This window comes from Polaribacter sp. KT25b (genome assembly GCF_900105145.1).
Classification (GTDB): Bacteria; Bacteroidota; Bacteroidia; order Flavobacteriales; family Flavobacteriaceae; genus Polaribacter.
The window spans coordinates 599,344-625,046 of sequence record NZ_LT629752.1 but is presented as its reverse complement, the minus strand read 5'-3'; the positions used below and the strand labels follow the sequence as shown (position 1 = coordinate 625,046).

The 25,703-nt window shown below is 30.4% G+C and carries 17 protein-coding genes; all 17 read left to right on the top strand.

Features of this window, described 5'->3' with window-relative positions; translation table 11 throughout:
- The first annotated feature begins 59 nt into the window (after window positions 1–59).
- The 17 genes from BLT70_RS02500 to BLT70_RS02420 all read left to right on the top strand — a co-directional run bounded on the left by BLT70_RS02500 (window position 60) and on the right by BLT70_RS02420 (window position 25,692).
- Complete coding sequence (locus BLT70_RS02500) at window positions 60–1,616, top strand: arylsulfatase (protein ID WP_091891098.1); 1,557 nt, start codon at window positions 60–62, stop codon at window positions 1,614–1,616.
- A 9-nt stretch (window positions 1,617–1,625) separates the two neighbouring features.
- Entirely contained in the window at window positions 1,626–3,080 is a 1,455-nt protein-coding gene (locus BLT70_RS02495; RefSeq protein ID WP_091891095.1) for an arylsulfatase, read from the top strand.
- Between the two features lie 90 nt (window positions 3,081–3,170).
- Window positions 3,171–4,799 (top strand): sodium/sugar symporter, encoded by a 1,629-nt coding sequence (locus tag BLT70_RS02490; RefSeq protein ID WP_091891092.1) that lies wholly within the window; start codon window positions 3,171–3,173, stop codon window positions 4,797–4,799.
- A gap of 196 nt (window positions 4,800–4,995) precedes the next feature.
- Window positions 4,996–7,830 carry a PQQ-binding-like beta-propeller repeat protein gene (locus BLT70_RS02485; RefSeq protein ID WP_091891089.1) on the top strand — a complete coding sequence of 945 codons (2,835 nt, stop codon included), beginning with the start codon at window positions 4,996–4,998 and terminating at the stop codon, window positions 7,828–7,830.
- 22 nt (window positions 7,831–7,852) lie between these two features.
- Window positions 7,853–10,378 (top strand): T9SS type A sorting domain-containing protein, encoded by a 2,526-nt coding sequence (locus tag BLT70_RS02480; protein WP_091891087.1) that lies wholly within the window; start codon window positions 7,853–7,855, stop codon window positions 10,376–10,378.
- A gap of 122 nt (window positions 10,379–10,500) precedes the next feature.
- A complete protein-coding gene (locus tag BLT70_RS02475) occupies window positions 10,501–10,812 on the top strand; it encodes an EF-hand domain-containing protein (protein ID WP_091891084.1) in 312 nt (103 codons plus the stop codon).
- A gap of 88 nt (window positions 10,813–10,900) precedes the next feature.
- Window positions 10,901–13,201: a beta-galactosidase gene (locus BLT70_RS02470; protein WP_157691825.1), complete on the top strand. Its 2,301-nt coding sequence runs from the start codon at window positions 10,901–10,903 to the stop codon at window positions 13,199–13,201.
- Window positions 13,202–13,330: 129 nt separating this feature from the next.
- Entirely contained in the window at window positions 13,331–13,663 is a 333-nt protein-coding gene (locus BLT70_RS02465) for a hypothetical protein (protein ID WP_091891078.1), read from the top strand.
- 111 nt (window positions 13,664–13,774) lie between these two features.
- Window positions 13,775–14,656, top strand: a complete 882-nt coding sequence (locus tag BLT70_RS02460) for a sialate O-acetylesterase (protein WP_091891075.1) — start codon at window positions 13,775–13,777, stop codon at window positions 14,654–14,656.
- A 4-nt stretch (window positions 14,657–14,660) separates the two neighbouring features.
- Window positions 14,661–15,518, top strand: coding sequence for a sialate O-acetylesterase (locus tag BLT70_RS02455; RefSeq protein ID WP_091891072.1), 858 nt, complete (start codon window positions 14,661–14,663; stop codon window positions 15,516–15,518).
- 105 nt (window positions 15,519–15,623) lie between these two features.
- Window positions 15,624–17,042 carry a sulfatase gene (locus tag BLT70_RS02450; RefSeq protein ID WP_091891069.1) on the top strand — a complete coding sequence of 473 codons (1,419 nt, stop codon included), beginning with the start codon at window positions 15,624–15,626 and terminating at the stop codon, window positions 17,040–17,042.
- Between the two features lie 6 nt (window positions 17,043–17,048).
- The gene (locus tag BLT70_RS02445) at window positions 17,049–18,977 is read left to right on the top strand and encodes an FAD-dependent oxidoreductase (protein ID WP_091891066.1); all 1,929 of its coding nucleotides are present in this window, start codon (window positions 17,049–17,051) and stop codon (window positions 18,975–18,977) included.
- 143 nt (window positions 18,978–19,120) lie between these two features.
- Window positions 19,121–20,149 (top strand): glycoside hydrolase family protein, encoded by a 1,029-nt coding sequence (locus BLT70_RS02440; protein WP_091891063.1) that lies wholly within the window; start codon window positions 19,121–19,123, stop codon window positions 20,147–20,149.
- Window positions 20,146–21,273, top strand: coding sequence for a glycoside hydrolase family protein (locus tag BLT70_RS02435; protein WP_091891060.1), 1,128 nt, complete (start codon window positions 20,146–20,148; stop codon window positions 21,271–21,273). Before BLT70_RS02440 ends, BLT70_RS02435 begins: the two co-directional genes overlap by 4 nt.
- Window positions 21,270–22,403 carry a hypothetical protein gene (locus tag BLT70_RS02430; protein WP_091891057.1) on the top strand — a complete coding sequence of 378 codons (1,134 nt, stop codon included), beginning with the start codon at window positions 21,270–21,272 and terminating at the stop codon, window positions 22,401–22,403. Before BLT70_RS02435 ends, BLT70_RS02430 begins: the two co-directional genes overlap by 4 nt.
- A gap of 86 nt (window positions 22,404–22,489) precedes the next feature.
- Window positions 22,490–24,001: a sulfatase-like hydrolase/transferase gene (locus BLT70_RS02425; RefSeq protein ID WP_231962798.1), complete on the top strand. Its 1,512-nt coding sequence runs from the start codon at window positions 22,490–22,492 to the stop codon at window positions 23,999–24,001.
- 35 nt (window positions 24,002–24,036) lie between these two features.
- A complete protein-coding gene (locus tag BLT70_RS02420; protein ID WP_091891052.1) occupies window positions 24,037–25,692 on the top strand; it encodes a sulfatase in 1,656 nt (551 codons plus the stop codon).
- The last annotated feature ends 11 nt before the right edge of the window (window positions 25,693–25,703 follow it).

The window sequence follows — 25,703 nt, the reverse complement described above, 5'->3', positions numbered from 1 at the left end:
AAATCATATTAGATTTTAATCTCCTTAAATTTATACATAAATTATAATTGATATACAATATGAGAATTTTTAAAATATTTTTTTTAGTTACTACAATAGCACTTTTCAATTGTAAGTCTGAAACTAAAAAAGAAGAAGTAAAAGTAGAAGAAGCAAAAAAACCAAACATCGTTGTTATTTATTTAGACGATTTAGGCTATGGAGATATCAGTTCTTACGGAGCTACAGAATTACAAACGCCAAATATAGATGCTTTGGCTTCTGGAGGAGTTAAATTTACAAATGGTTATGCTTCTTCCGCAACGTGTACACCAAGTAGATATGCTTTATTAACCGGTGTGTATCCTTGGCGAAATAAAGACGCTAAAATTTTACCAGGTACCGCTCCTTTGTTAATTAGTACAGAGCAACAAACCTTACCAAAAATGTTAAAAAAACAAGGCTACCAAACAGCTGTTGTGGGTAAATGGCATTTAGGTTTAGGAACCGGAATTGTAAACTGGAACGAACGAGTTTCACCGGGACCAAATGAAGTTGGTTTTGATGATGCTTATATTATGGCTGCTACACAAGATAGAGTTCCAACCGTATATATAAAAGATGGTAATGTTGTTGGTTTAGATAAAAATGATCCGATTGAAGTAAGTTATAAAGAAAATTTTAAAGGAGAACCAACCGCAATTACAAATCCAGAAATGACTACTATGAAATGGCATCATGGTCATAACAATAGTATCGTTAACGGAATTCCAAGAATTGGATTTATGAAAGGTGGGGATGCTGCAAAATGGACAGACACAGAAATGGCAGATCATTTTTTAGCAAAAGCACAGAATTATGTAAAAACACATAAAGAAAACCCTTTCTTTTTATACTATGCCATGCAACAACCACATGTGCCAAGAACTCCACATCCAAGATTTGTAGGTAAATCTGGTATGGGGCCAAGAGGAGATGTTATTTTAGAAGCAGATTATATGATTGGTGAGTTTATGAAAACACTAAAAGAAGAAGGAATTTTAGAAAACACCTTAATTGTTTTTTCTAGTGATAATGGTCCTGTATTAAATGATGGTTATTATGATGATGCTGTAGAAAAATTAGGGAAACACGACCCGAAAGGAGGATTAAGAGGAGGGAAATACAGTATTTTTGAAGCGGGTACAAGAGTCCCTTTTATTACGTATTGGAAAGGTAAAATACAACCAGCAGTTTCAGATGCTATTGTTTCTCAAATAGATTTATTAGCCTCTTTTGCTAATTTAACAGGTACTGCAGAAACAGCTACAGACAGTAAAGATATTTTAAAAACTTTTTTAGGTAAAAGTGATATTGGAAGAGATAATTTGGTGATTGAAGCTACAGGAAAAACAGCTCTAAGAAGTGGAGATTGGATATATATCCCGGCTTATAAAGGTAAAAACTTTAGAGAAAAAGTAGGAATTGAAGTAGGTAATTTTCCTCATGAACAATTATATAACGTAAAAGAAGATAAAAGTCAACAGAATAACTTAGCAGTTTCTAACCCTGAAAAACTTTCAGAAATGAAACAGATTTTTGGAAAACTAAGAGGAATAGATTATACAAGAGGTGTTAAAGAAGTTCAATTTAGATAAGCATTTAAAATGACTACAAAATATTTATTTATAATTTCATTATTTTCAACATTTATAATTTCTTGTACTCAAGAAAAAAAGGAAACTGTTTCTGTAAAAAAACAACCAAATATCATTTATATTTTAGCTGATGATATGGGAATTGGAGATTTAGGCGTTTATGGTCAAACAAAAATACATACACCTAATTTAGATCTCTTAGCTTCTAGAGGAATGAAATTTACGCAGCATTATAGTGGCGCAGCAGTTTGTGCTCCTTCTCGATCAACGTTAATGACTGGGCAACATACAGGTCATACTCCAATTAGAGGAAACAAACAATTAGTTGAAGATAAAGAAGGTCAAGTACCTTTACCTAAAAACTCGGTAACTATTGCAGAAATTTTAAAAGATGCAGGTTATACAACAGGAATGTTTGGTAAATGGGGATTAGGTTTTGGAGAAGGCGATCCAAACAATCAAGGTTTCGATGAGTTTTATGGTTATAATGATCAAAAATTAGCGCATCGTTATTATCCTCCATATTTAAATCATAATCAAAAATTAGATTCTTTAAAAGGAAATGATTGGACTCATAAAGTTACCTATTCTCCAGATAAAATTAGAGATCATAGACTTCAGTTTTTAGAAGATAATAAAGATAAACCTTTTTTTGCATACATCCCGTTAGTATTGCCACATGCAGAAATTATTTCTCCGAACGATTCTATTTTTAAAATGTATGATGGTAAATTTAAAGAAACACCGTTTACTGCAGATAATAAATATACCTCAGATTACGGACCAAATATTGTGCCTCATGAATATGCACCTTGTGATAAACCATTAGCAACGTATGCTTCTATGATTACAAGAATTGATGCATATGTTGGTGAGGTTATCGCTAAAATAGAAGAGTTAGGTCTTACTGAGAATACCATTATTATGTTTGCAAGTGATAATGGTCCTTCTCCTGAAGGAGGAACAAATCCAGATTTTTTTGACAGTAATAGTGAATTTAGAGGCTACAAAAGAGATTTATATGAAGGCGGAATTAGAGCACCATTTATAGCAGTTTGGCCAAATAAAATAAAAGAAGGAAGTGTTACCGATCACGTTTCTACTTTTTGGGATGTTTTACCAACTTTAACAGAAATAACAAATACAAAAAATCCCGATAATATTGATGGTATTTCTTTTTTACCAACATTATTAAACAAAGATACTCAAAAAACTCATGATCATTTATATTGGGAATTTAATATTAGAGGCGGAAGAAAAGCAATAAGAAAAGGAAACTGGAAAGGTGTCTGGAATAATATTAATTCTAAAGGTAATAAAAAAGGTTCTTTTGAATTATATGATTTGTCAAAAGATGTTGGAGAAACAAATAACATCGCTAAATCTAATCCATCTAAAGTAAAAGAATTAAAACAAATAATGACGGAAGCAAGAATTGATTCCAATGTATTTCCTTTTAAATAAAACTAATTAAAAAAACAGAATAGAGTAAATCATACAGTTTTATTGATTCACTCTATTTAAAAACAAGTTAACTAAACAAAAAAAACAATAATGAAAGCAGGATTTGAAATGTGGGACTATGTCGTCTTCGTTGGATATGCCATTTTAATTTTAGGTGTAGGACTTTGGGTTTCCAGAGATAAAAAGGGACATCAAAAAAATGCAGAAGATTATTTTTTAGCAAGTAAATCTTTGCCTTGGTGGGCTATTGGTACATCACTAATTGCAGCTAATATTTCTGCAGAACAATTTATTGGAATGTCTGGTTCTGGTTTTGCTCTTGGTATTGCAATTGCTTCTTATGAATGGATGGCTGCTTTAACTTTAATAATTGTTGGTAAATATTTCTTACCTATTTTTATTGAAAAAGGATTATACACAATTCCTGAATTTGTTGAAAAACGTTTTTCTACAAACCTTAAAACCATTTTAGCTGTTTTCTGGTTATCTCTTTATGTTTTTGTAAACCTTACTTCTGTACTGTTTTTAGGCGGATTAGCGATAGAAACTATTATGGGTGTAGATATGTTATATGCAATTATTGGCCTTGCTCTTTTTGCTGCTGCCTACTCTTTATATGGAGGTTTATCTGCAGTTGCTTGGACAGATGTTATACAAGTAGTATTCTTAGTTTTAGGTGGCTTAATAACTACTTATTTAGCTTTAAATACAGTTTCTGGCGGAGAAGGAATGTTAGCTGGGTTTTCTAAAATTTGGGAAGCTGCTCCAGAAAAATTCCATATGATTCTTGAAAAATCTAATGACAATTATATAAACTTACCTGGAATCTGGGTTTTAGTTGGTGGTTTATGGGTGGCCAACTTATATTATTGGGGTTTCAACCAATATATTATACAAAGAACTTTAGCGGCTAAATCTTTAAAAGAATCTCAAAAAGGTATTTTATTAGCGGCTTTTTTAAAGTTAATTATTCCTTTAATTGTAGTTGTGCCAGGTATTGCAGCATATGTAATGGTAAATGACCCATCAATTATGGCTAATTTAGGAGAAGCGGGAATGTTAAATGTTCCTTCTACTGAACAGGCGGATAAAGCCTATCCTTGGTTATTACAATTTTTACCTACTGGTCTTAAAGGTGTTGCTTTTGCTGCTTTAGCAGCTGCAATTGTTTCTTCTTTAGCTTCGATGTTAAACTCTACTTCTACTATTTTTACGATGGATATTTACAAACAATACATCAACAAAAATGCTACTGATAAAACAACTGTAAATGTGGGTAGAATTTCTGGTGCAATTGCTTTGATAATTGCAGTTATTATCGCGCCAATGTTAAATGGATTGGATCAAGTTTTTCAATACATACAAGAGTTTACAGGAATGTTAAGTCCGGGTATTTTAGCTATATTTTTACTAGGTTTATTCTGGAAAAAAACTACAAATAACGCTGCAATTTGGGGGGCTATTTTATCTTTCCCTATTGCATTGGCTTTAAAATTTATTCCGATTGCTGGTTTAGAACCTTGGATGCATCAAATGGGAATAACAACTCTTTTAACAATGCTTATAATCATGGTATTAAGTCATTTACAAAATAATGGTAAAGACGATCCGAAGGGAATTGAAATTACAAAAGATTTGTTTAAAACAACGCCTTTATTTAATATTGGTTCTATTGTAATTTGTATTTTACTTATTGTGCTTTATTGCTTATTCTGGTAAAAATAAAAAGGTTAATAGTTGAAATTATTTATGAAAGTAAAACTTCATAAGTAATTTAAGATTAGTATTTTATGTGTAAAAAACTCAAGTAAAAACTGCTAACTACAAAATTTAAAGGCTATTAGAATTTCGAATTTTGTAATTCTGATAAGCTTTTACTTTACTTACTAATAAAAAATTATTTAAAATTTAAAAAATGAAACACTATTTTCTAAGAGTTCATGTGTTACTTGTTACGTTATTCTTTTTTACAATTAGTTGTTCATCTGCTAAAACAGATCCTAAAAAATCAGATGAAGCAATTGTTAGTATTGAAACCGGATTTACAATTTTAAAAGTAAAAACTGCTCAAAAAAAGAAACAGTCATTTATTGTTGCAAGTAGCTATGAAGGTACTTTACTCGGTATTTCTTATGAAGGAAAAATTCTTTGGAAAAATACATTGTCTGGTTTTATGAATCATGATGTATACACTCGAGATTTGGATAATGATGGTAAAGATGAAATTATTGCAGCAAATGCCAATGGCACAGTATATTGTTTAAATTCTGATGGAAAATTATTATGGAAATTCAATAAAAATGAGGTTCCGATGTATGCTGTATCTGTTATAGAAAAAGACAACAAATCGTACATTGTTGCAGGTGGTTTTGATAAAAACATCTATTATATTTCATCTAAAGGCAAACTTATTAAAGAAATAAATACTGCTAAATTTTCTGTTGAAAAATCTGGAGGAAAAAGTGGAAAAAAATTGCCACCTAGCAAAGTAAGCACTGCTAATTTTATACGCACAATTACAAAGAAAAATGGACAAGAAATATTGGTTTTATTAGCAACTAATAATCAAATGAATATTCCTGGAAGTTTGTATTTTTTTAATCCATTAGAAGAAATTCCTTTTAAAATAAAAACAATTTCTGCGGATAAAAAGGCTAAAAAGAAATTAAGAATTAGACCTTTAGGATATATTAAAATTGAAGATGTAAATAATGATGGTGAATCAGAAATTATTTTAGGTTCATCTGCTCATGCAAATGATTTATTGGTAACAACTTACTTTTTAAATGAAGATAAATTTTCATTTCACAAAATTAATAAAGTAAAATTTGGATACGATATTGCGCATTCTACAATTATCAAAGAAAACGGTATTAATACATATTTAACAAGAGTTGGTAGCCAAATTCATTTATATAAACCAAATGCATCAGAAAAAGAGGTTGAAAAAATAGTTAGTACATACGCATATAATGATTTATGGAAAGATCCAACAAGTAACAAAATAATTTTAGCAAGTGCACAAAGTGGCGGAAGTCAAATTCATATTATTGACACTAATAATTCTAAATGGAAAAAAGAATTTGAAAACTTAGAACCTCAAGGAAAAATTGCTGAAATCATAAAAAACACTAAAACAATTAGAAAAAATTTAGAGAATTATACTAAATCCGAAGAAGAAAAAAAATCACAATCTGTATATTTTATGACAGAGATTGTACCGAATAACTTAGAGAGTTTAAAAAATAATTTAGAAGAAAAATATCAAAATCCTATTTTCTTAAATTCTTTACATATGAAAGAAGTAGAAAAATGGGACAGATCTAAAGTTACAAATGCCAAGTATAAATCTTCTAAAGATAGAAGAAAAAAATATACTCTTACAAGTAATGAAGCTGTAAATCAAATTACTAAAGAATTTAATAATGCACCAGGAATTGCATATTGGGCAGGTCATGGTAATGATCCTTACATGTTTAATATAAACACAACCAAAAAAGTTATTGAAAATGCAAAAGGTAAAAAAACAGTTTTAATTTATCCAGAATTAGAAGATCATTCAGAAAATTTACAATATTTAGTAGATGATTTAATTTATCCTTTAGCAGAATTTTCTAAAGATAAAAATGCAAATATTTTTTTACGCTCTAAACATATTTTTTGGTTAGGTACTAATTATATGAAGCCCTGGTCTCGTTTAATGTCTGGTGATTTTGCTGATGTTTTTGTTCCATCTGCAGAAGAAACTACAGATAAATCAATGGAGTTGAGTTTGGCAGGTAGAACAGGAATGTGGGCAAGTGGCGCTGTAAATTCTTGGGGAACAAGAGCCGTTCCAGACAATACTTCTTTTGATAGATCTCGACAATTAGGATATCAACGATTACCAAATCACTTTTTAAGAATGTTAATTTTTCATACTTCGTATGGTTCTCAATTCATAAATAATTTTGCTGTAGATCAAGATTATCTAAGTATTTATTGGGAGTTGATTGCAAAAGGTGCTTTATATGTACCAAAAAGAAACGAAATTTTAAGTTTTTCACCAATTCATATCAGTATGACATCACCAGATGAACATTTTATAAATGAAGGTTCTAACGTAAAATGGACTACTTTTTATGATGAAGAATTTGAAAAAAATAATCCTTTTGTAATGAGTAGATTAAACGGTTCTTGGCCAGGTGCAAAACTAACCAAATGGGATTTTTCTAGATATGCTGCTGGTGTAAAAGAAAGAAGATTAAACTTTTTAGCGCCTTATAAAAACGGATTGGTTTTAATAACGCCACCCCAAAACGGAGTTTTTGCACAAAAAAATGTGTCAAGAAAAAGATTAGAAGACAACCTCCACCCTATTTATAAAAACATCTTAAAAGAATACATAACAGATGGTCATAATTATTATTCTGCTGATGGAAAACAAACTTTTAAAGCTGATGAACATTACAAAGAAATAGAAAAAGAAATTATTGATAACGCAAAAAAATTACCAATAACCGTTTCTGGTGATGTTGCTTGGGTTGTTGCACAAGTTTCACCAAAGCATTTAAGGTTAACAATTATTGATAACGGATACATAAATCCGGAAGAAAGTACTGCAGTAGTTACTTTTAACACCAAAAAAGTAAAGAAAATTACAGACATTTTAAATAAAGAAGAGTTTAAAGAAACAAATGCATCAACAAAAATAAAAATACCTTTAGGTGGTTTTCGATTTATTGATATTGAATTAGAAGAAAAACTATAATTTTACTATTTAAAATAAATATATGCGAGCTAAAAATATTCTAATTTCTTTATTTTTTACATGCTTTCTAATAAATGGCCAAGTTTGTTTTGGGCAATTAGAACAAACTGCATTAAATAAAATATCAGAATTAAATACGCTTATAACTCAAGCAGAAAACAGCAATATAGATGTTTTAAAGGAAAAAATGACTGTAAGAACTGCAGAAGTTTTTTTAGAATATGCAAATTGGGATGAAAATAATATCGCAGAAAATACTGACTATTTTTTACTAGTAAATATTTACAAAGATACCGCAGCTCAAATGGCAACAGATTTACCAAACTATGAACGCAGTGAAATCAATTTAATGCTAGATGAAGCCATTGTAACTTTAAATAAATTATTAAAAGGCGAAATTTCACGTAAACCATCACCTAAAATAGATTGGACAAATATTACAATTGATGGAAATCAAGTAATACATAACGGTAAACCTGTTTTTTTATCAGATTATACTTGGAAACCTGCAATGTCTGAGTTAACTGAATATTTTGGTAATAAAGATGGTTTTTTTATCTCTCCAAGCCATGTTTTAGATGCAAGCGGTTCTTTAAATTCAAATATTATTAATGAATTGAAAAGTAAAGAAACAGGTAGTTTTGGAAGCATTTTTCTGAATCATAAAAATGTTAAAGATTGGGCAGAAACTACTTATGGACCTGATTTTATAATGCGAGAAGATACTTTTACTGGATATGATATTGATAATCCTGGCGCAAAAATTATGCAAGATTTTTTGTTGGGAGGAACAATTCCGTTTATGAAAAATAAAAAATATGCAGATTTAGGTTATATGCTTTGTAACGAACCTCATTTTTTTACCACAAAAGATGTTTGGGCAACTGGTCCGGTTTCTAATTATACAATTGATAAATTTAAAATTTGGCTATCAGAAAAACATCAAACTATAGCAAACTTAAATACAATTTGGAACACAAATTTTAGTAATTTTAATGATGTAACGATTAATATGCCTATTGAAGGTAATTTATTAGGAACTGCAATTTGGTATGATTGGAATCGTTTTAATATGCAAAGAGTAACAGATTGGTTTACTTTTTTACATGATAAAGTTCAAGAATATGACGCTGATGCAAAATCACACATTAAAATAATTCCGCATTTTTGGTCTAATAATGAAATAGATAGCGGCATCGATTTAGAAGAACTTACTGCTCTTACAGAAATTATTGGAAATGATGCTAAAAGCTACAATTCGCACATGTGGGGAGCTACAGAACCTTGGGAATCTCGTTATTCTTTTTATTGGAGAGACCTAAGTATGCCTTATGATTTTATGCGCTCTGTGAGTCCAAATAAAATAATTTACAATTCTGAAACTCATTTTTTATCCACCACAAAATTTAGAGATTTATACTTAAAACCTTCGTATGCAAGAGCAGTTTATTGGTTAGCAAATTTACAAGGCATGAATGTTTCTCAATCTTGGTTTTGGTCTAGAAGAGAAGATGGTTCTATTAGAAATGGTTCTGGTAAAGGTTATGCAGGCTCTAATAATCAGCAACCAAGAATTATAAATGAAGTAGAATCAACTTATATAGATTTAAATGCTTTTTCAGAAGATATTGCAGCAATGCAAGTTTTAAGAAAGCCTTTAAGAATTTATTATTCAAAAAATTCTGCTATTAATAAGTTGAACCACATGGATGCTGTTTTTGAATTGTATGAATCGCTTTATTTTGAAGGAATTCCTATAGGATTTGCTACTCAGAAAATTATTACAGAACAAGATAATAGTAATTGGGATGCAATATTGATATATAAAACAGAATTTACAACTACAAGCGAATTAGAAGTTTTACAAACTTATTTAGATAATGGTGGTACAATTATAAAAGATGCTATCAGTTTAACTAAAAATGAATATGGTGTTGCACATTCTTTTACTTTAAATGCTAGTAATGGTAAACTTTTAAATGGTACAACTTATCAAAATATAGCCAATCAAGGTTTGAGTATTGTTTCTGATAACAACGAACTACCTGTTGTTTCTTTATTCGAAGAAAATTCTTTAAATAAAAAAGGAGCTTATTACAGAGCCTATAAAAATAACGAAGACGAAAACATTATTTCTATTATTAATCTTGGTAAAGAAAACACAACTATAACGTTAAATTTAACTAGAAATAATAATCCTGTAAATATTACAAATTTACTTACAGGAGAAAGCCTTTCATCAACATTTTTAATGAAACCAGATGCTGTTTATTTATTAAAAGTGGAAGACGCTGTTCTTGCTACAGAAAATTTAAACAAGAGTAAACTTAAGTTTTACCCTAATCCAACTTCTAATATTGTGAATTTTAGTTCAGAAACAACTATTAAAAAAGCAACTATTTACAATACTTTAGGACAAGAAATTAAATCAATAAAAGGAATCTCAAATCAATTATATGTTGATTTAACTGAATTAAAAAAAGGAGTTTATTTTATTAAAATTGATAGTTTAATCGGCTCTAAAACCATATCAATCATCAAAAAATAAATATTTTTACAAGTCCTTTTTCAATTTAAAATTATTTAAAAGCACCTTTTTTGTACTGTGAACAACAAAAAACCTTACATATAACTCGATATTTATGGTAATAATTAACTTAAATTTTAAAAATGAAAATTTTAAAGGTAGTAGTAATCGTTTTCACAATGTTTATTGCAAATCAAGTTTCTAGTCAAGAAGTAAGCGCAAAAACTGTTAAGAAATTTGGTAGAATAGATTCTAATAAAGATGGTGCAATTGATAAAGAAGAAATGAAAGCTTTTTATTCTGAAAAGAAAAATAAAAAAGGCAGTCCTGTAGAATACGAACTGATGTTTTTAGGACTAGACTCTAATGATGATAACAAAATTTCTTTACAAGAATTAAATGCTAAAATAGACTGGAAAAGAGCTAAGCAAAAAATGAAGAAAACAAATAAATAATTTATAAATACCGAAATTAATTTTTCGGCATTTTTATATAGTAATTATTAAAAATAAAATATCTCTTAAATTTAATTATTTACATAAAATGAAAAAGCATTATTTCTTTAAATACAACTTTATTTTAGCTTTATGCATGTTGTTATCTGGTGTAATTTTTTCTCAAGATTTAGAAAAAGAAGCACATCAAAAAATTAAAACTTTAGAAAAATTAATAACTCAAGTCAATAAAAAAAATATTGATGTTTTAAAAGAAAAAACAACAATTAGAACAGCAGAAATCTTTTTAAGATTTGCCAATTGGGATGAAAAAAATGTAGATAAAAACACTAAATCTTTTAGCTTGGTTAATTCTTATAAAAAAGAAGCTATAAAAATGGCAGAAGATTTAGCAAATTTTGAAAGAAATGATGTAAATCTAATGTTAGATAAAGCGATTCTAGAATTACAAGCTATTGTAGATAAAAAAGCTTTTAGAAAAAACTCTCCAAATGTAGATTGGAGCAAAGTTACAGTAGATAATGATCAATTAACGTTTAATAATCGTCCCGTTTTTTTAGCTGATTATACTTGGAAACCAAATACAAAAGAATTAAACGAATTTCATGGAAATCAAGATGGATTTTTTTTAACACCTTCGTATGTGATAAAAGAAAACGGAACAATAAATCCCAGAAAACTAGATGAATTACAATCTAAACCAGATGGTTCTTTAGGTTTTATTTTTATGAATCATAAAGGTGTACCAAAATGGGCGAAAGAAAAATATGGACCTAATTTTAGCATGAGAGAGGATACGTATACTGCGTATGATATAGATAATCCTGGAGCAAGAGAAATTCAAACAAAATTGTTAGAAAAAGTGGTTCCAATAATGGCTGGAAAAAAATATAGCAAATTAGGTTATATGCTCGTAAACGAACCTCACTTTTATACATATACAGATGCTAAAAAGAAAAAATTACCTTGGGCTTCTGGTGGAGCATCTCAATTTACAATCGAAAAATTTAAAATTTGGTTATCAAAAAAACATCAAAATATTGCAACATTAAATAGTATTTGGAATTCAAATTTCAAAGATTTTAATGACGTAAAAATAGAGATTCCTATTGATATTAGTTTGCAAGGAACTCCTATTTGGTTTGATTGGAATTCTTTTAATATGGATAGAGTTACAGATTGGTATGGTTTCTTAAAATCAGAAATTACAAAGCATGATGCAACCGCAAAAGTACATTTAAAAATTATGCCAAACCTTTGGACTGATAACCAAAGAGCACACGGAATAGATTTAGAAGCGTTAACAGATTTAAGCGGAATTATTGGTAATGATTCTGGAGCAGATCACACATATACTTGGGGAAAACCTCATGAATGGCAGAAAAATTATGCTTTTGAATGGAGAGAATTATGTATGGGTTTCGATTTTATGAAATCTGTAAGTCCTAATAAAATCAACTTTAATTCTGAGTTACATTATTTATCAACAGTAAGATCTCGTAATTTATATTTAGATCCAAATTATGCAAGAGCATCTTTTTGGTTGGCACATTCTTATGGTATGACAGCAAGTCAAATTTGGTATTGGCCAAGAGAAGAAAATGGCGCTATTTCTAAAAAAGCTTTAAATGATAAAGGTTACGCAGGTTCTAATATTCAGCAACCAAGAGTTACAAATGAAGTTGCAATGACATTAATTGATTTAAATGCAAATGCAGAAGAAATTATGTCTATGCAAAGACAACGCAAACCGCTGCGTATTTTCTATTCAAAAACAACAGCAATCAATAAAGATGATCACATGGATCAACTATTTAAATTGTATGAAGTACTTAATTTTGAAGGAACTCCTTTAGGTTTTGTTACCAAAGATATTATCAAGAAACAAGACTCTAAAAACTGGGATGTTGTTTTAATTTACAACACTCCTTTTGTTACAAATGATGAAATAATAGAGCTTCAGAATTATTTAAATTCAGGTGGAAAAATCATTATTGATACTAAAAGTTTATTAAAAAACGAATACGGAAAAAGTATAGCGAATCTTACATCAGGAAAAGGAGAAATCATTAAATTGAACTCTACTGATGAGATTAAAAGCAAAGCAATTTCAATTTTAAAGGATAAAAAATTGTATCCAGAAATAGCAGTTTCAGAAACAAATTCTGTGGATAAAAAAGGATGTATTTGGCGAGTAGTAAAAAATGATGCAGGTAATAGTGTGTTATCAATTGTTAATGTTGGTAAAACGGATGCTACACTAAAAATCACTCTAAAAGGCAGCGAAAACATTACTTGTAAAGATATTATTAAAGGAATTAATGTTTCTACAACACCAACTTTAAAACCAAATGAGGTTTATTTCGTTGAAGTGATTTCTAAAAAATAATTCAAAACGGCTATATTATATAAGGTTTTTAGCTAAAAATTATTTAAACGCCCTATTTATGTACGTACAGAATCAAAAAAACAGCATTTGTGCTTTAATTTTGAAAGACTAATATTTAAATCCTAAATTATGGAAATTTTCAAAGTAGCCATTATCGTTTTGTCAATGTTTCTAGTTGGCCAAGTATCCGCTCAAGATGATGCAAAAAAAGAGAAGACAGCAAAAAATAAATTCAAAAAAATAAATACTGACAATAATGATTTTCTTTCTGAAACAGAATTCGAAGCATTTTACAAGGATAAAACCAATAAAAAAGGAAAGGCAATTAATAGTCAGTTTATATTTTTTGGTTTAGATCAAGATGGTGACAAAAAAATCACTTTAGACGAAATGTTAAAAGGAATTGATAAAGAATTAGCAAAATCTAAAATGAAAGCATTTAGAAAAGCGAATAAAAACTAAATTTATATTTAAAAATTATAATTTTAAATAAGCTGTCTAAAAGTATAGTTATCACAAAAATAGTAACAAATAAAATTACTTTTAAAGAGCTTTTTATACCAAAATACTTTTATGAAAAAGAACATCTTCTTGCTTTTTCTCTTGATGTTAGCATCTTGTAAATCATCAGAAATTACAGCTCAAAATGATGTAGATATTCAAGTAGTTTTATTAGCAGGTCAATCTAATATGGCTGGTGCTGGTAATTTTGATGAACTCGAAAGCAATATTATTAATCGAATTCAAAAGATTTCTGATAGAGTTTCTTTAGTTTTTAATGGTAAATTAATTAAGCCGTTATCATACTATGATAATAAACCATCAGAAAAATACAATTTTACAAAACGATTTGGTCCAGAGTTATTAATGGGTTTAACACTTGCAGAAAATAATCCTACAAAAAAATATTTGCTTATAAAAAGATCTCAAGGTGGCACAGCTTTATATGGCGCTTGGAACCCAAATTGGTCATCAGAAAAAGCACAAGCTATAGAAAAAGACAAAAAGCAAAAACTACAATTATTTTCTATGCATATAGAAGATATTCAGAAAAGTTTAGCGATTCTAAAATCCGAAGAAAAAACTTATAAAATTATTGGTTTAGCTTGGATGCAAGGAGAAAATGATGCCACTTTAATAGAAGCTGCAAGAAGTTATGCTTCTAATTTAAAAGCATTAATTTTAAAATACAGAACTATTTTTAAGGAAGAAAAAATGCCATTTGTTATAGGTGAAATAAACTCAAGATATGGTGTAAAAGATGGAGCAAAAATTGTTAGAAATCAAATGGAATCTTTTGTAAACAAAACCCATTTTACTGCTTTAATTAAAACATCTACAAACCAAAATTGGTTAGATTACCCTAAGCACAAAGATAATGTTCATTACAACACAGAAGGTCAGGTTAAATTAGGCACAGCTTTTGCCTTTGAATTAATGAAAATGATAAAATAGACTCATGAAAAAAGAAATACTCATTTTTTTGATTTGTACTTTAAGCTGTTTTAAATTATTTGCTCAAGAAGAAATACATATTGTTTTATTTGCTGGGCAATCTAATATGGCAGGACAAGGAATTGTTAGTAATTTATCTAAACAAGATATAAAAAGAATTGACAACATTTCTGATCGAGTTTTAATAAGTACTTCAACTAATTCAATAAAAAATGTAAAACCTTTATCTTTCTATGTTTCAAAAGGTGAAAATAAATTTGGCCCAGAACTTTTTGTAGGACTTACTTTAGCTGAAAAAAATCCAAATCAAAAATATTTATTTATAAAAAAAGCGGTAGGTGGCACATCATTATATGGTGCTTGGAATTCTAATTGGTCTAAAGAAAAAGCAGATTTAGCTGAAAAAAATCCAGAAAAAAAGAAAATGAAATTGTTTTCTGAACACATTAAAATTATCAATTCTAATTTAGAAGAACTAAAAGGAACAAACTATAAAATTCTCGGCTTACTCTGGATGCAAGGTGAAAGTGATACTAATAAAGAAATTACCGCAAGCAGTTATCAACAAAACTTAGAAGATTTAATTGCAGCGTATAGAAAAGAATTAGATTTAAAAAAATTGCCTTTTATAATTGGTCAAATAAATGTTTTACCTAGAAAATATAAAAAAGGGCCAGAACAAGTTAGAAATGCGATGGATTCTATAACGAGAGTAGATAAATTTGTAGAAATTGTTAAGACTTCTTTAGATCCTAAATGGTTAGATTACCCAAAACATTCAGATAATTTACACTACAATACAGAGGGGCAAAAAAAATTAGGAATCGAGTTTACAAAAAAACTAACAAGCCTTTTAAACTAAAAAACACAAATATTTACTAAGAGTTACATTATTGAAACTTAGAACTCCTTCAATTTAAATAATATTCAAGTATTTAGTACAAACAAACAGAACAATACAATCATTATGAAATTAAATATTAAAAGTATCATATTTCTTTTAAGCATTTTATGTACCCTAACTATTACATCTCAAAATAATACTGATAAACCTAATGTATTATTTATTATGGTTGATGATTTAAATGATTGGGTTGGTGCTTTTGGCGGAAATAAACAAGCCATAACACCAAATATTGATGCACTTGCAGCAAACAGTACTATTTTTAAAAATGCATATTGCGCTGCGCCATTGTGTAACCCATCTAGAACTAGTATATTAACTGGTTATAGACCTTCAACAACTGGAGTTTATGGAAATTCAGAAGTTTTTAGAGAAGAAAAAGGTTTTGAAAACACAATTACACTTCCACAATATTTTGAAAAAAATGGTTACAAAACTGCTGCTGCAGGAAAAATTTTTCATAGCCCAATGGGAAAAGCTTCTGCGCCAAAAGAAGGTAGCGATCCTGGATCTTTTCAACAAGAAAAAGAAGGCGGTTTAGGCGGAACTTTTCCTGACAAAAAAAACAAACTTAAACACGGTTTAGATTTAAAAAAATACGGAGTTAAAGGATCTTTTTTACGATCTTTTGACTGGTTTCCGGTTGATGTAACTTTAGAAAACAATAATGATTATAAATCTGCAGATTATGGAGTAAATTTTCTACAAGAAAGTCATGATAAACCTTTCTTTTTAGCTTGTGGAATTTTTAGACCCCATTTACCTTGGTACGCGCCAAAACAATTCTTTGACATGTATAAATTAGAAGATATTGAGCTACCTAAAACCATAAAATATGATTTAGATGATGTTGGTAAAATGGGTAATAATATGGCAAAAAAATCGGTTCATCAATCTATCGTAGATCATGGAAAATGGAAAGAAGCTGTTAGGGCATATTTGGCAAATGTATCTTTTGCTGATGCATGTGTTGGTCATTTATTAAACGGATTAAAAAACAGCAAATATGCTAATAATACTATTATTGTTTTAATGGGAGATCATGGTTGGCATTTGGGAGAAAAAGAACATTGGTCTAAAAATGTTTTGTGGGAACGCTCAGCAAAAACTCCTTTATTAATTTTTGACCCAAGAGATGGCAACGGAAAAGTAAGTTCATCAATTGTTTCTTTATTAGACGTCTACCCTACTCTTGTTGAAATGGCTAATCTACCTCAAAAAAATGATTTAGAAGGTAAAAGTATTTCTAGTATCGTAAAAAAACCTTCGAAAGAAATTCATGAATTTGTGCTTACCTCAAAAGATAAAGGCATTCATTCTTTAAGAAGTAAAAACTATAGATATACAATTTATAGTAACGGTTTTGAAGAATTATACGACCATAGAAACGACCCAAACGAATGGGCAAATATTGCTAGTAATTCTTCTAATAAAGAAATTATAGAAAAATTTAGAAAAGAACTTAAGAACACACTTAAATAAGAAACAATGAAAAGAAGAGATTTTTTTAAAAAAGGAACTCAAGGAGTTGTAGCAGCAAGTATATTTCCAATCATAGGAGACATTTCTGCTCAAACATCTAATAGCACAAATGTTTTATTTAAGGAAGAAAAAGCATTAAGAGAGACTTTAAAAAAAGATCCAATTCGTAGAAAAACTTTAGTTGTTGATGTTGCAGTAATTGGTGGAGGAATGTCTGGAATTTCTGCTGCAGTTTCAGCCGCTAGAAATGGCGCAAAAGTTGTTTTAGTACAAGACAGACCCGTTTTAGGTGGAAATGCATCTAGCGAAATGAGAGTAACCGTAAACGGTGTAAAAAATTTAGAAAACAAACATAAAGTAGAAAGAGAAACAGGAATTGTAGAAGAATTATTGATTGAAAACTGGCATTACAATCCGCAAGAATCATATCATGTTTGGGATCATGTTTTATACAATTATGTAATTCGTGAAAAGAATTTAACGCTACTATTAAATACAACTGCGTTGGATGTAAATATTGATGAAAATAAAATTAAATCGGTTGTTTGTCGACAATTAACCACTGAAACAGATTTTACCATAAATGCACCTGTTTTTGTAGATTGCTCTGGAGATGGTTTTGTGGCTGCAACAGCAGGAGCAGAATTTAAACAAGGACGAGAAGGCAAAGCAGAATTTAATGAAAAATATGCGCCAGATAAACCAGATGGTTGGGTTATGGGAGATTGTTTTATGATGATAACAAAAGACATGGGAAGACCAGTGCCTTTTTATGCGCCAGAATACGCTGTTCCTTTTGATGCTGAAAAAGCATTTAAAGATAAACATAGAAAAATAAAACATTTAAAAGAAGGGTTTTGGTGGGTAGAATTAGGAAGTGATGTAGATATTATTGGAGAAAGAGATGAAATCCGTCATAAATTAATGGCTAACTTCTATGGAGTTTGGAATCATATAAAAAATTCTGGAGATTTCCCTGAAGCAGCTAATATTGTTTTAGATTGGGTAGGCTCAATTCCTGGTAGAAGAGAATCTAGAAGATTTGTAGGAGATTATATTCTTTCTGAACCAGATATGTTGGGATTACGTCATTTTGATGATGCAATTGCTTTTGGCGGTTGGTCTTTAGATGAACATTGCCCTGGCGGAATTGAAAACCTTAACGAACCTGCAAGTTATTTTCATTCTAGGTTTAAAGAAGTGTATCAAATCCCTTTTAGATGCTTGTATTCTAAAAATATTGACAACTTATTATTTGCCGGCAGAAACGTGAGTGTTACACATATTGCACTTTCATCAACAAGAATTATTGGTACTTGTTCTATGATGGGGCAAGCAGCAGGAACAGCGGCAGCAATGTGTGCGAATAAAGGAGTTTCGCCAAGAAAATTATATCAAAATAATATAAATGATTTGCAAGAGCAATTGTTAAGAGACGATTCGTATTTTCCACATAGACCAGCAAAAGATCCTAAAGATAAAGCAAGAACAGCAGATTTAATTTTTGCTTCTTCAACTAGTTCTGGTGATGTAAAAAATCTATTAGATGGTGTAAGTAGAGATGAAATTAATAAAATTCATCACTGGCAATCAGAAGGATTAAATGCTGAATTACAATTAGAATGGAACAAACCTCAAAAATTTACAAGTGTAGAAATGAAGTTTGATACCAACTTGCAACGTTTAATGATGATGCATAAAGATCCTGCTAAAAATAAAGGGCAAGTTACTGCTGTTCCTCCAGAATTGATAAAAGATTTTACGGTAGAAGCACGTGTACAAGGAAACTGGAAAGAAGTTGGTAAAAAAGAGTACAATATTACACGTTTAGTAAAAATAAATTTTGATGAAGTTAAAGCAACTGCCATTCGTTTAAAATTGAAAAACACGCACGGAAAAGAAAATATTAGAATGTTTGAAGTTCGTTGTTATTAAATAATTATTTTCAATAATAAATAAAAATAATAAGTATGATTTACCCTGAAACACCTAGTCGTTTATTAATCCTATTTATTTTATGCTTTTCAATAAAGTTATCCGCACAAAAGAAAAAGACCCTAGTAGACTTTTTTCTACCAATGGAACCTCAAAAAGCTTTAATTTCAGAAGGAATTTGGGGAGATTCAAACGTAATTCCTAGAGATACCACAAATGGATTAGAAGATGCTACATTAAAAAAATGGTGTTATTGGGATGGGAAAATAATAAAAGATGATGAAGGCAAATATCATATGTATGCAAGTCGTTGGGATGAAAAATATTCTCATAGTAAAGGTTGGCATATAGGTTCTAAAGGAATGCATGCTGTGAGTAATAATATTATGGGACCTTATGTTGATAAAGGTTTATTATGGCCACAATGGAAAGAAGGAATAGGTCATAATGTTATTGGTTTAAGAATGCATGATGGACGCTTTGCAGCCGTTACTAGCGAACTTACTGATGGTGAAATATTTGTTTCTGAAAATCCAAATGGACCTTTTAAATTGTTAGGGAAAATTAAAGTTGACCCTAATGGATTTAGTATGGGATTGGCAAGATACCAGAATAAAACAAAACCACATTATGGGCATATGTCTAATGTAAAAATTTTATTGAGACCTGATGGAAGGTATATGTTAATTGGTAGGTCTACAGCGGTAATGATTAGTGATAATGGCATTTTAGGTCCTTATAAAATCATGAGCGATCGCATTTATAAAAAATACCCAGAGTTACCACAAACTAGAAACGAGGATCCTACCATTTGGTATAGCGGCGGAATGTATCACATTGTTTACAATCATTGGCCAACAAAAACATCACATCATTTTACTTCTGAAGATGGAATTGCAGACTGGAAATATAGAGGGATTGCCTTTAAAAAAGAAGAATTTAAAATATTTAAATATACAGACGGAACAATAAATGATTGGCAATTTGTAGAAAGACCAACAGCGTACGTTGAAAATGGTCATGTTACTCATTTTATGTTTTCTGTCATTGATGTAAAAAAAGGTCAAGATAGAGGAAGCGATAACCATGCAAGTAAAATTGTAGTGGTTCCTTTTGATGGAGTTGCTTTTGATAAGTATATGCAAAAATTAGTCAAAGAAGAAAAAAAATGAAACAGTTTAAAATTTTAGTTTTAATAGCAATCATGCTACAGGCTTGTGCTTCAAAAATAGAAGAGCCAAAGACTTTAATAGATTTTTTTAAACCAATGCCAATTCAAAAACCATTAGTTTCTGATGAAATTTGGGGTGCAAATAATGTTTTACCTAGAGATATAAGCAATGGATTGGAAGATCCTACAATGATAAACAGTTGTTATTGGGACGGGAAAATTGTAAAAAGTGATGATGGAAAATACCACATGTATGTTTGTCGCTGGAATCAATCTTTATCCCATACTGACGGTTGGCATTTGGGGTCAAAAGGAATTCATGCAGTAAGTGATAATATTATGGGGCCTTATATAGATAAAGGTTTACTATGGCCACAATGGAGAGAAGGTACAGGAGGTAATGTTATAGGTCTGCGTATGAAAGATGGACGTTATGCAGCAGTAACGAGCGAAATTACCGAAGGAGAGGTGTTTGTATCGAATTCGCCAGAAGGGCCTTTTAAACTTCTTGGTAAAATTCAAATAGATTCTAATGGTTTTAATATAGGATTGGCAAAATATCAAAATAAAAAGCAGCTTTTCTTCGGACATATGTCTAATGTAAAAATTTTATTGAGACCTGATGGAAGATATATGTTAATTGGTAGGTCTACAGCGGTAATGATTAGTGATAATGGCATTTTAGGTCCTTATAAAATTATGAGCGATCGCATTTATAAAAAATACCCAGAGTTACCACAAACTAGAAACGAGGATCCTACCATTTGGTATAGCGGCGGAATGTATCACATTGTTTACAATCATTGGCCAACAAAAACATCACATCATTTTACATCAACAGATGGAATTGCAGATTGGAAATATAGAGGGATTGCCTTTAAAAAAGAAGAATTTAAAATATTTAAATATACAGACGGAACAATAAATAATTGGCAATTTGTAGAAAGACCAACAGCGTATGTTGAAAATGGTCATGTAACTCATTTTATGTTTTCTGTTATTGATGTAAAAAAAGGTCAAGATAGAGGAAGCGATAACCATGCAAGTAAAATTGTAGTGGTTCCTTTTGATGGAGTTGCTTTTGATAAGTATATGCAAAAATTAGTCAAAGAAGAAAAAAAATGAAACAGTTTAAAATTTTAGTTTTAATAGCAATCATACTACAGGCTTGTGCTTCAAAAATAGAAGAGTCAAAGACTTTAATAGATTTTTTTAAACCAATGCCAATTCAAAAACCATTAGTTTCTGATGGAATTTGGGGAGCAAATAATGTATTGCCCAGAGATATTACCAACGGATTGGAAGATTCTAAAATGAAGAATTGGTGCTATTGGGATGGAAGTATTGTAAAAGATGATGAAGGAAAATATCATATATATGCAAGTCGATGGACGCAGGAAATGTCTCACGGAGAGGGTTGGCATATTGGAACAAAAGCCATGCATGGTGTTAGTGAAAATGTGATGGGACCTTATGTAGATAAAGGGTTAGTTTATCCTGATTGGAAAGAAGGTTTAGGACATAATATTGTGGCTTTAAAAACGCATGATGGAAAATATGCTGTCATATCAAGTGAAACAACTCGTGGTGAAATTTTTATTTCTGATAAGCCAGAAGGTCCGTTCAAATTATTAGGCGAAATTAAGGTAGAAGCGAATGGTTTTAATCATGGATTGGCACGTTATGATAGTAATAATAAAGGAGCAGTAAAAAATGATAAAGTTGGTTATATGTCTAATGTTCAAATTTTGTTAAAACCCAACGGAGACTATTTATTAATTCCTCGTTCTACAGCTCCTATGCTTAGTAAAAAAGGAATTTTAGGTCCTTATAAAATTATGGGAGATAAAATTTATAAAGGAATGGAAGGAATTCCTCAAGAAAAAATGGAAGACCCAACGGTTTGGTTTAGTGGAGGGATGTATCATATGATTGTAAATCAGCATGGAGTTGATACTTCTTATCACTTTACATCATCAGATGGAATTCATAATTGGAAAAGTAGAGGAATCGCTTTTAAAAAAGATGCAGATATTTTTAAATACACAAACGGAACTGTAAATGATTGGGCAATAGTTCAGCGAATGACAGTTTATGTTGAAAATGGGCATCCAACGCATTTTTTATTTTCAGTAATTGATGTGAATAAAGGAAAAGACAGACCAAATGATAACCATGGAAGTAAAATTGTAATTGTTCCTTTTGATGGAAAAGCTTTTGATAAGTATATGTTGCATAAAATAAAAGACGAATAAAAAAAAATAATACAGAAATAATTATGAACTCAAATTTTTTAAGAAGCATTCTATTAATCGTTTTAATAGGGTTTTCAAATTTAAAATTGAACGCTCAAAACACTAAAAAACCCAATGTTATTTGGATTATTACAGACGAACATAACTTTAGAACTTTAGGTTGTTATAGAGATCAATTAGAAAAAGATCAGGCTTTTGCTTGGGGGCCAGAAGCATTTGCAGAAACGCCAAATATTGATTCTTTGGCTAAAAACGGAACTATTTTTAATCGCATGTATGCAAGTGCACCTGTTTGTACACCATCAAGAGCTTCTATGTTTACAGGTATTTATCCTGTAACTCTAGGAATTCCTAATAATTCTAATAAAATAGGTGATGGAAAATATTTAAAACCAGATGTAACAACAATTGCAGATGTATTAAGTGCTGCTGGTTATTATACTGGGTATTCTGGGAAATGGCATTTATCTGAAAGTAGAGACAAATCTGGAAGCAAAGATAAAGACGAATGGTGGTCTCCATATCCCGTTGGTCATCCAGAAGATCATTATGGTTTTCAAGATACCAAGTTTATGTTTTTAGGAGGTCATGATAAATTTAAAGGAATTGATGCCAATGGAAATCCTTATAGAGCAGCCAAAAGACCTAAGAAAATAGGGATAGATAAATACGGACAACCACTTTATGAAGATGAAAAATCAAAAAATGTAAAACATACTACAGATTGGTTAGCAGATAGAACCATTGATTTTATTGATGAGCATAAAAATGAACCTTTTTATTATGTGGTAAGTATTCCAGACCCACATACACCAGATACGGTTAGAGAACCTTATGACACCATGTTTACTGATGTTGAAATACAATTGCCATTCACCTATGATATTGCTTACAAAAACAAAACAAATGCAGCAATGCCTAAGTGGCAAAAACCAGATCAAAAAACGAAAAATCCTGAGAAACTAAAAAAGGAAATTCAACAATATTTTGGAATGGTAAAATTGATTGATGATAACGTGGGGCGTATCATTCAAAAGTTAAAAGACGATGGAATTTTTGAGAACACCATTGTTGTTTTTTCATCAGATCACGGAGATTTGTTAGGAGAACACGGTAGAGTTAATAAAGGAACCATCCATGAAGGATCTGCAAAAATACCATTTATTATGGCACAAGGAAGTAAAGGGAATTCTCCTTTAATTCCAAGAGGACTTGTTGTAAATAAAGCGGCAAATAACACAGATTGGATGCCTACTTTTTTAAGCTTATTAAATGTTGAATCGCCAAAAGTTGCTGGTAGAGATATTACGCCACTTTTAGCAAAAAAAGCACCAAGTAATTGGAACGATGTTACGTTTTCTAAACTGGGTTTTTACGCTGCAATTACAGAACAATACAAACTGGTTTTAGCCAACAAAGATGAGTCTTGGTTTATGGATATTAAAGCAGACCCAAATGAAACGGTAAACCTAATCAACGATGCTAAGTACAAGCAAATCATAAAAAAATTAGCCAAAGATTTAAAAGGTTATATGAAGGATAATAAAGACAATAATAAATTTATTAAAGAAAAACTAGATAAATTAATTGCTAGTTAATGAGTTGCTGTTTTATAAATGTAAAAGGTATAAAGATGAATAAATACTGTTTAATGATTTTGATAGTTTTTGCGGTAAGCAAGACTAAAATGGTAGCTCAAGCTAATTCTCAAAAACCAAATATTTTATTCATCATGTCTGATGACCATACGTCACAAGCAGTTGGAGTTTATGGCAGTCGATTGGCAAAGTTAAACCCAACACCAACCATAGATAAATTGGCAAATGAAGGAATTGTAATGACCAATGCTTTTTCTACAAATTCTATTTGTACGCCTAGTCGTGCTAATATTATGACAGGTCAATATAGTGCCGTTAATGGCGTAACCACTTTACATGGTCGGTTGAAAAAGGAAAACCAGTATTTGGCAATAGAAATGAAAAAAGCTGGATATGAAACTGCAGTAATTGGTAAATGGCATTTAAAAGAAAAACCAGAAGCTTTTGATTACTACAAAGTGCTTTATAAGCAAGGAGAATATTTTAATCCTCATTTTGTATCTAGAGAAGGTACAGCGTCTTTTGTTAGAAAAGCAGGAGGAATGACAATGCTTGTAGAGGGAACAGAAGAAATGCAAGGACATTCTACGGATTGTATTGCAACCTCTACCTTAGAATGGTTAGAAAACAAGAGAGATGTAAGCAAGCCCTTTTTTATGAAAATGCATTTTAAAGCACCTCATGATAACTTCGAATATGCGCCAAGATACGAATCTTATTTAGCAGATGTAGAAATTCCAGAACCAGAAAACCTTTTTGAACAAGGAAACCATGGTTCTATTGCAACAAGAGGATATAATGACGAATTACTACCTTACCTAGGAACTTCGGTAAGTGCTCGTAATCCACGTCGTAATTTTTCAAAAAAATGGGGAAGTAAAACAAATCCTAATTCTGTTGAAGCTACTAAAATGGCTTATCAAACGTATTTAAAAAAATATTTACGATGTGTAAAAGGAGTGGATGACAATGTAAAACGTGTTGTTGATTATTTAAAAGAGAATCATTTACTAGAGAATACCATCATTATTTATACGGGAGATCAAGGTTTTTATTTAGGAGAACATGATTATATCGATAAAAGATGGGGTTATGAAGAAGGAATGAGAATGCCATTTATTGTTCGTTATCCAAAAGCAATTAAAGCAGGTACACGTTCTGATGCCATTATCGAAAATGTAGATTATCCTGTTATGATGTTAGATTATGCAGGTGTTGAAAAACCAACCTATATGCAAGGAAAAAGTTTTAGAACTGAAATGGAAACAGGTAAAGAAGCAAAAGATACTAAACAAGCAGCCTATTATCATTATTGGATGCACATGTCTAGTCATGACAATCCTGCACATATCGGAATTCGAACTAAAAAATACAAGTTGTTATTCTTTTATGGCGCTTTAGAAAAAAGTGATACCCCACAAACGCCTCCGGGTTGGGAATTATACGATTTAGAAAAGGATCCTTCAGAAATGAATAATTTGTTCAATAACGCTAAATACGCAAAAGTAGTTACCGAATTAAAATCACAATTAAAGGCATTAAGAAAAGAATATAAAGAAGACGATCCAAAGTTTGAATGTAATAAGGTAATTGATGAATATTGGGATTACGGACCAAATGAATTGGCAAAAGCGATACAAATATCTCATCAGTATAGAAAGTATAGAGAAAAAAACAACAGTTATAGATAGGATAAAGAGCT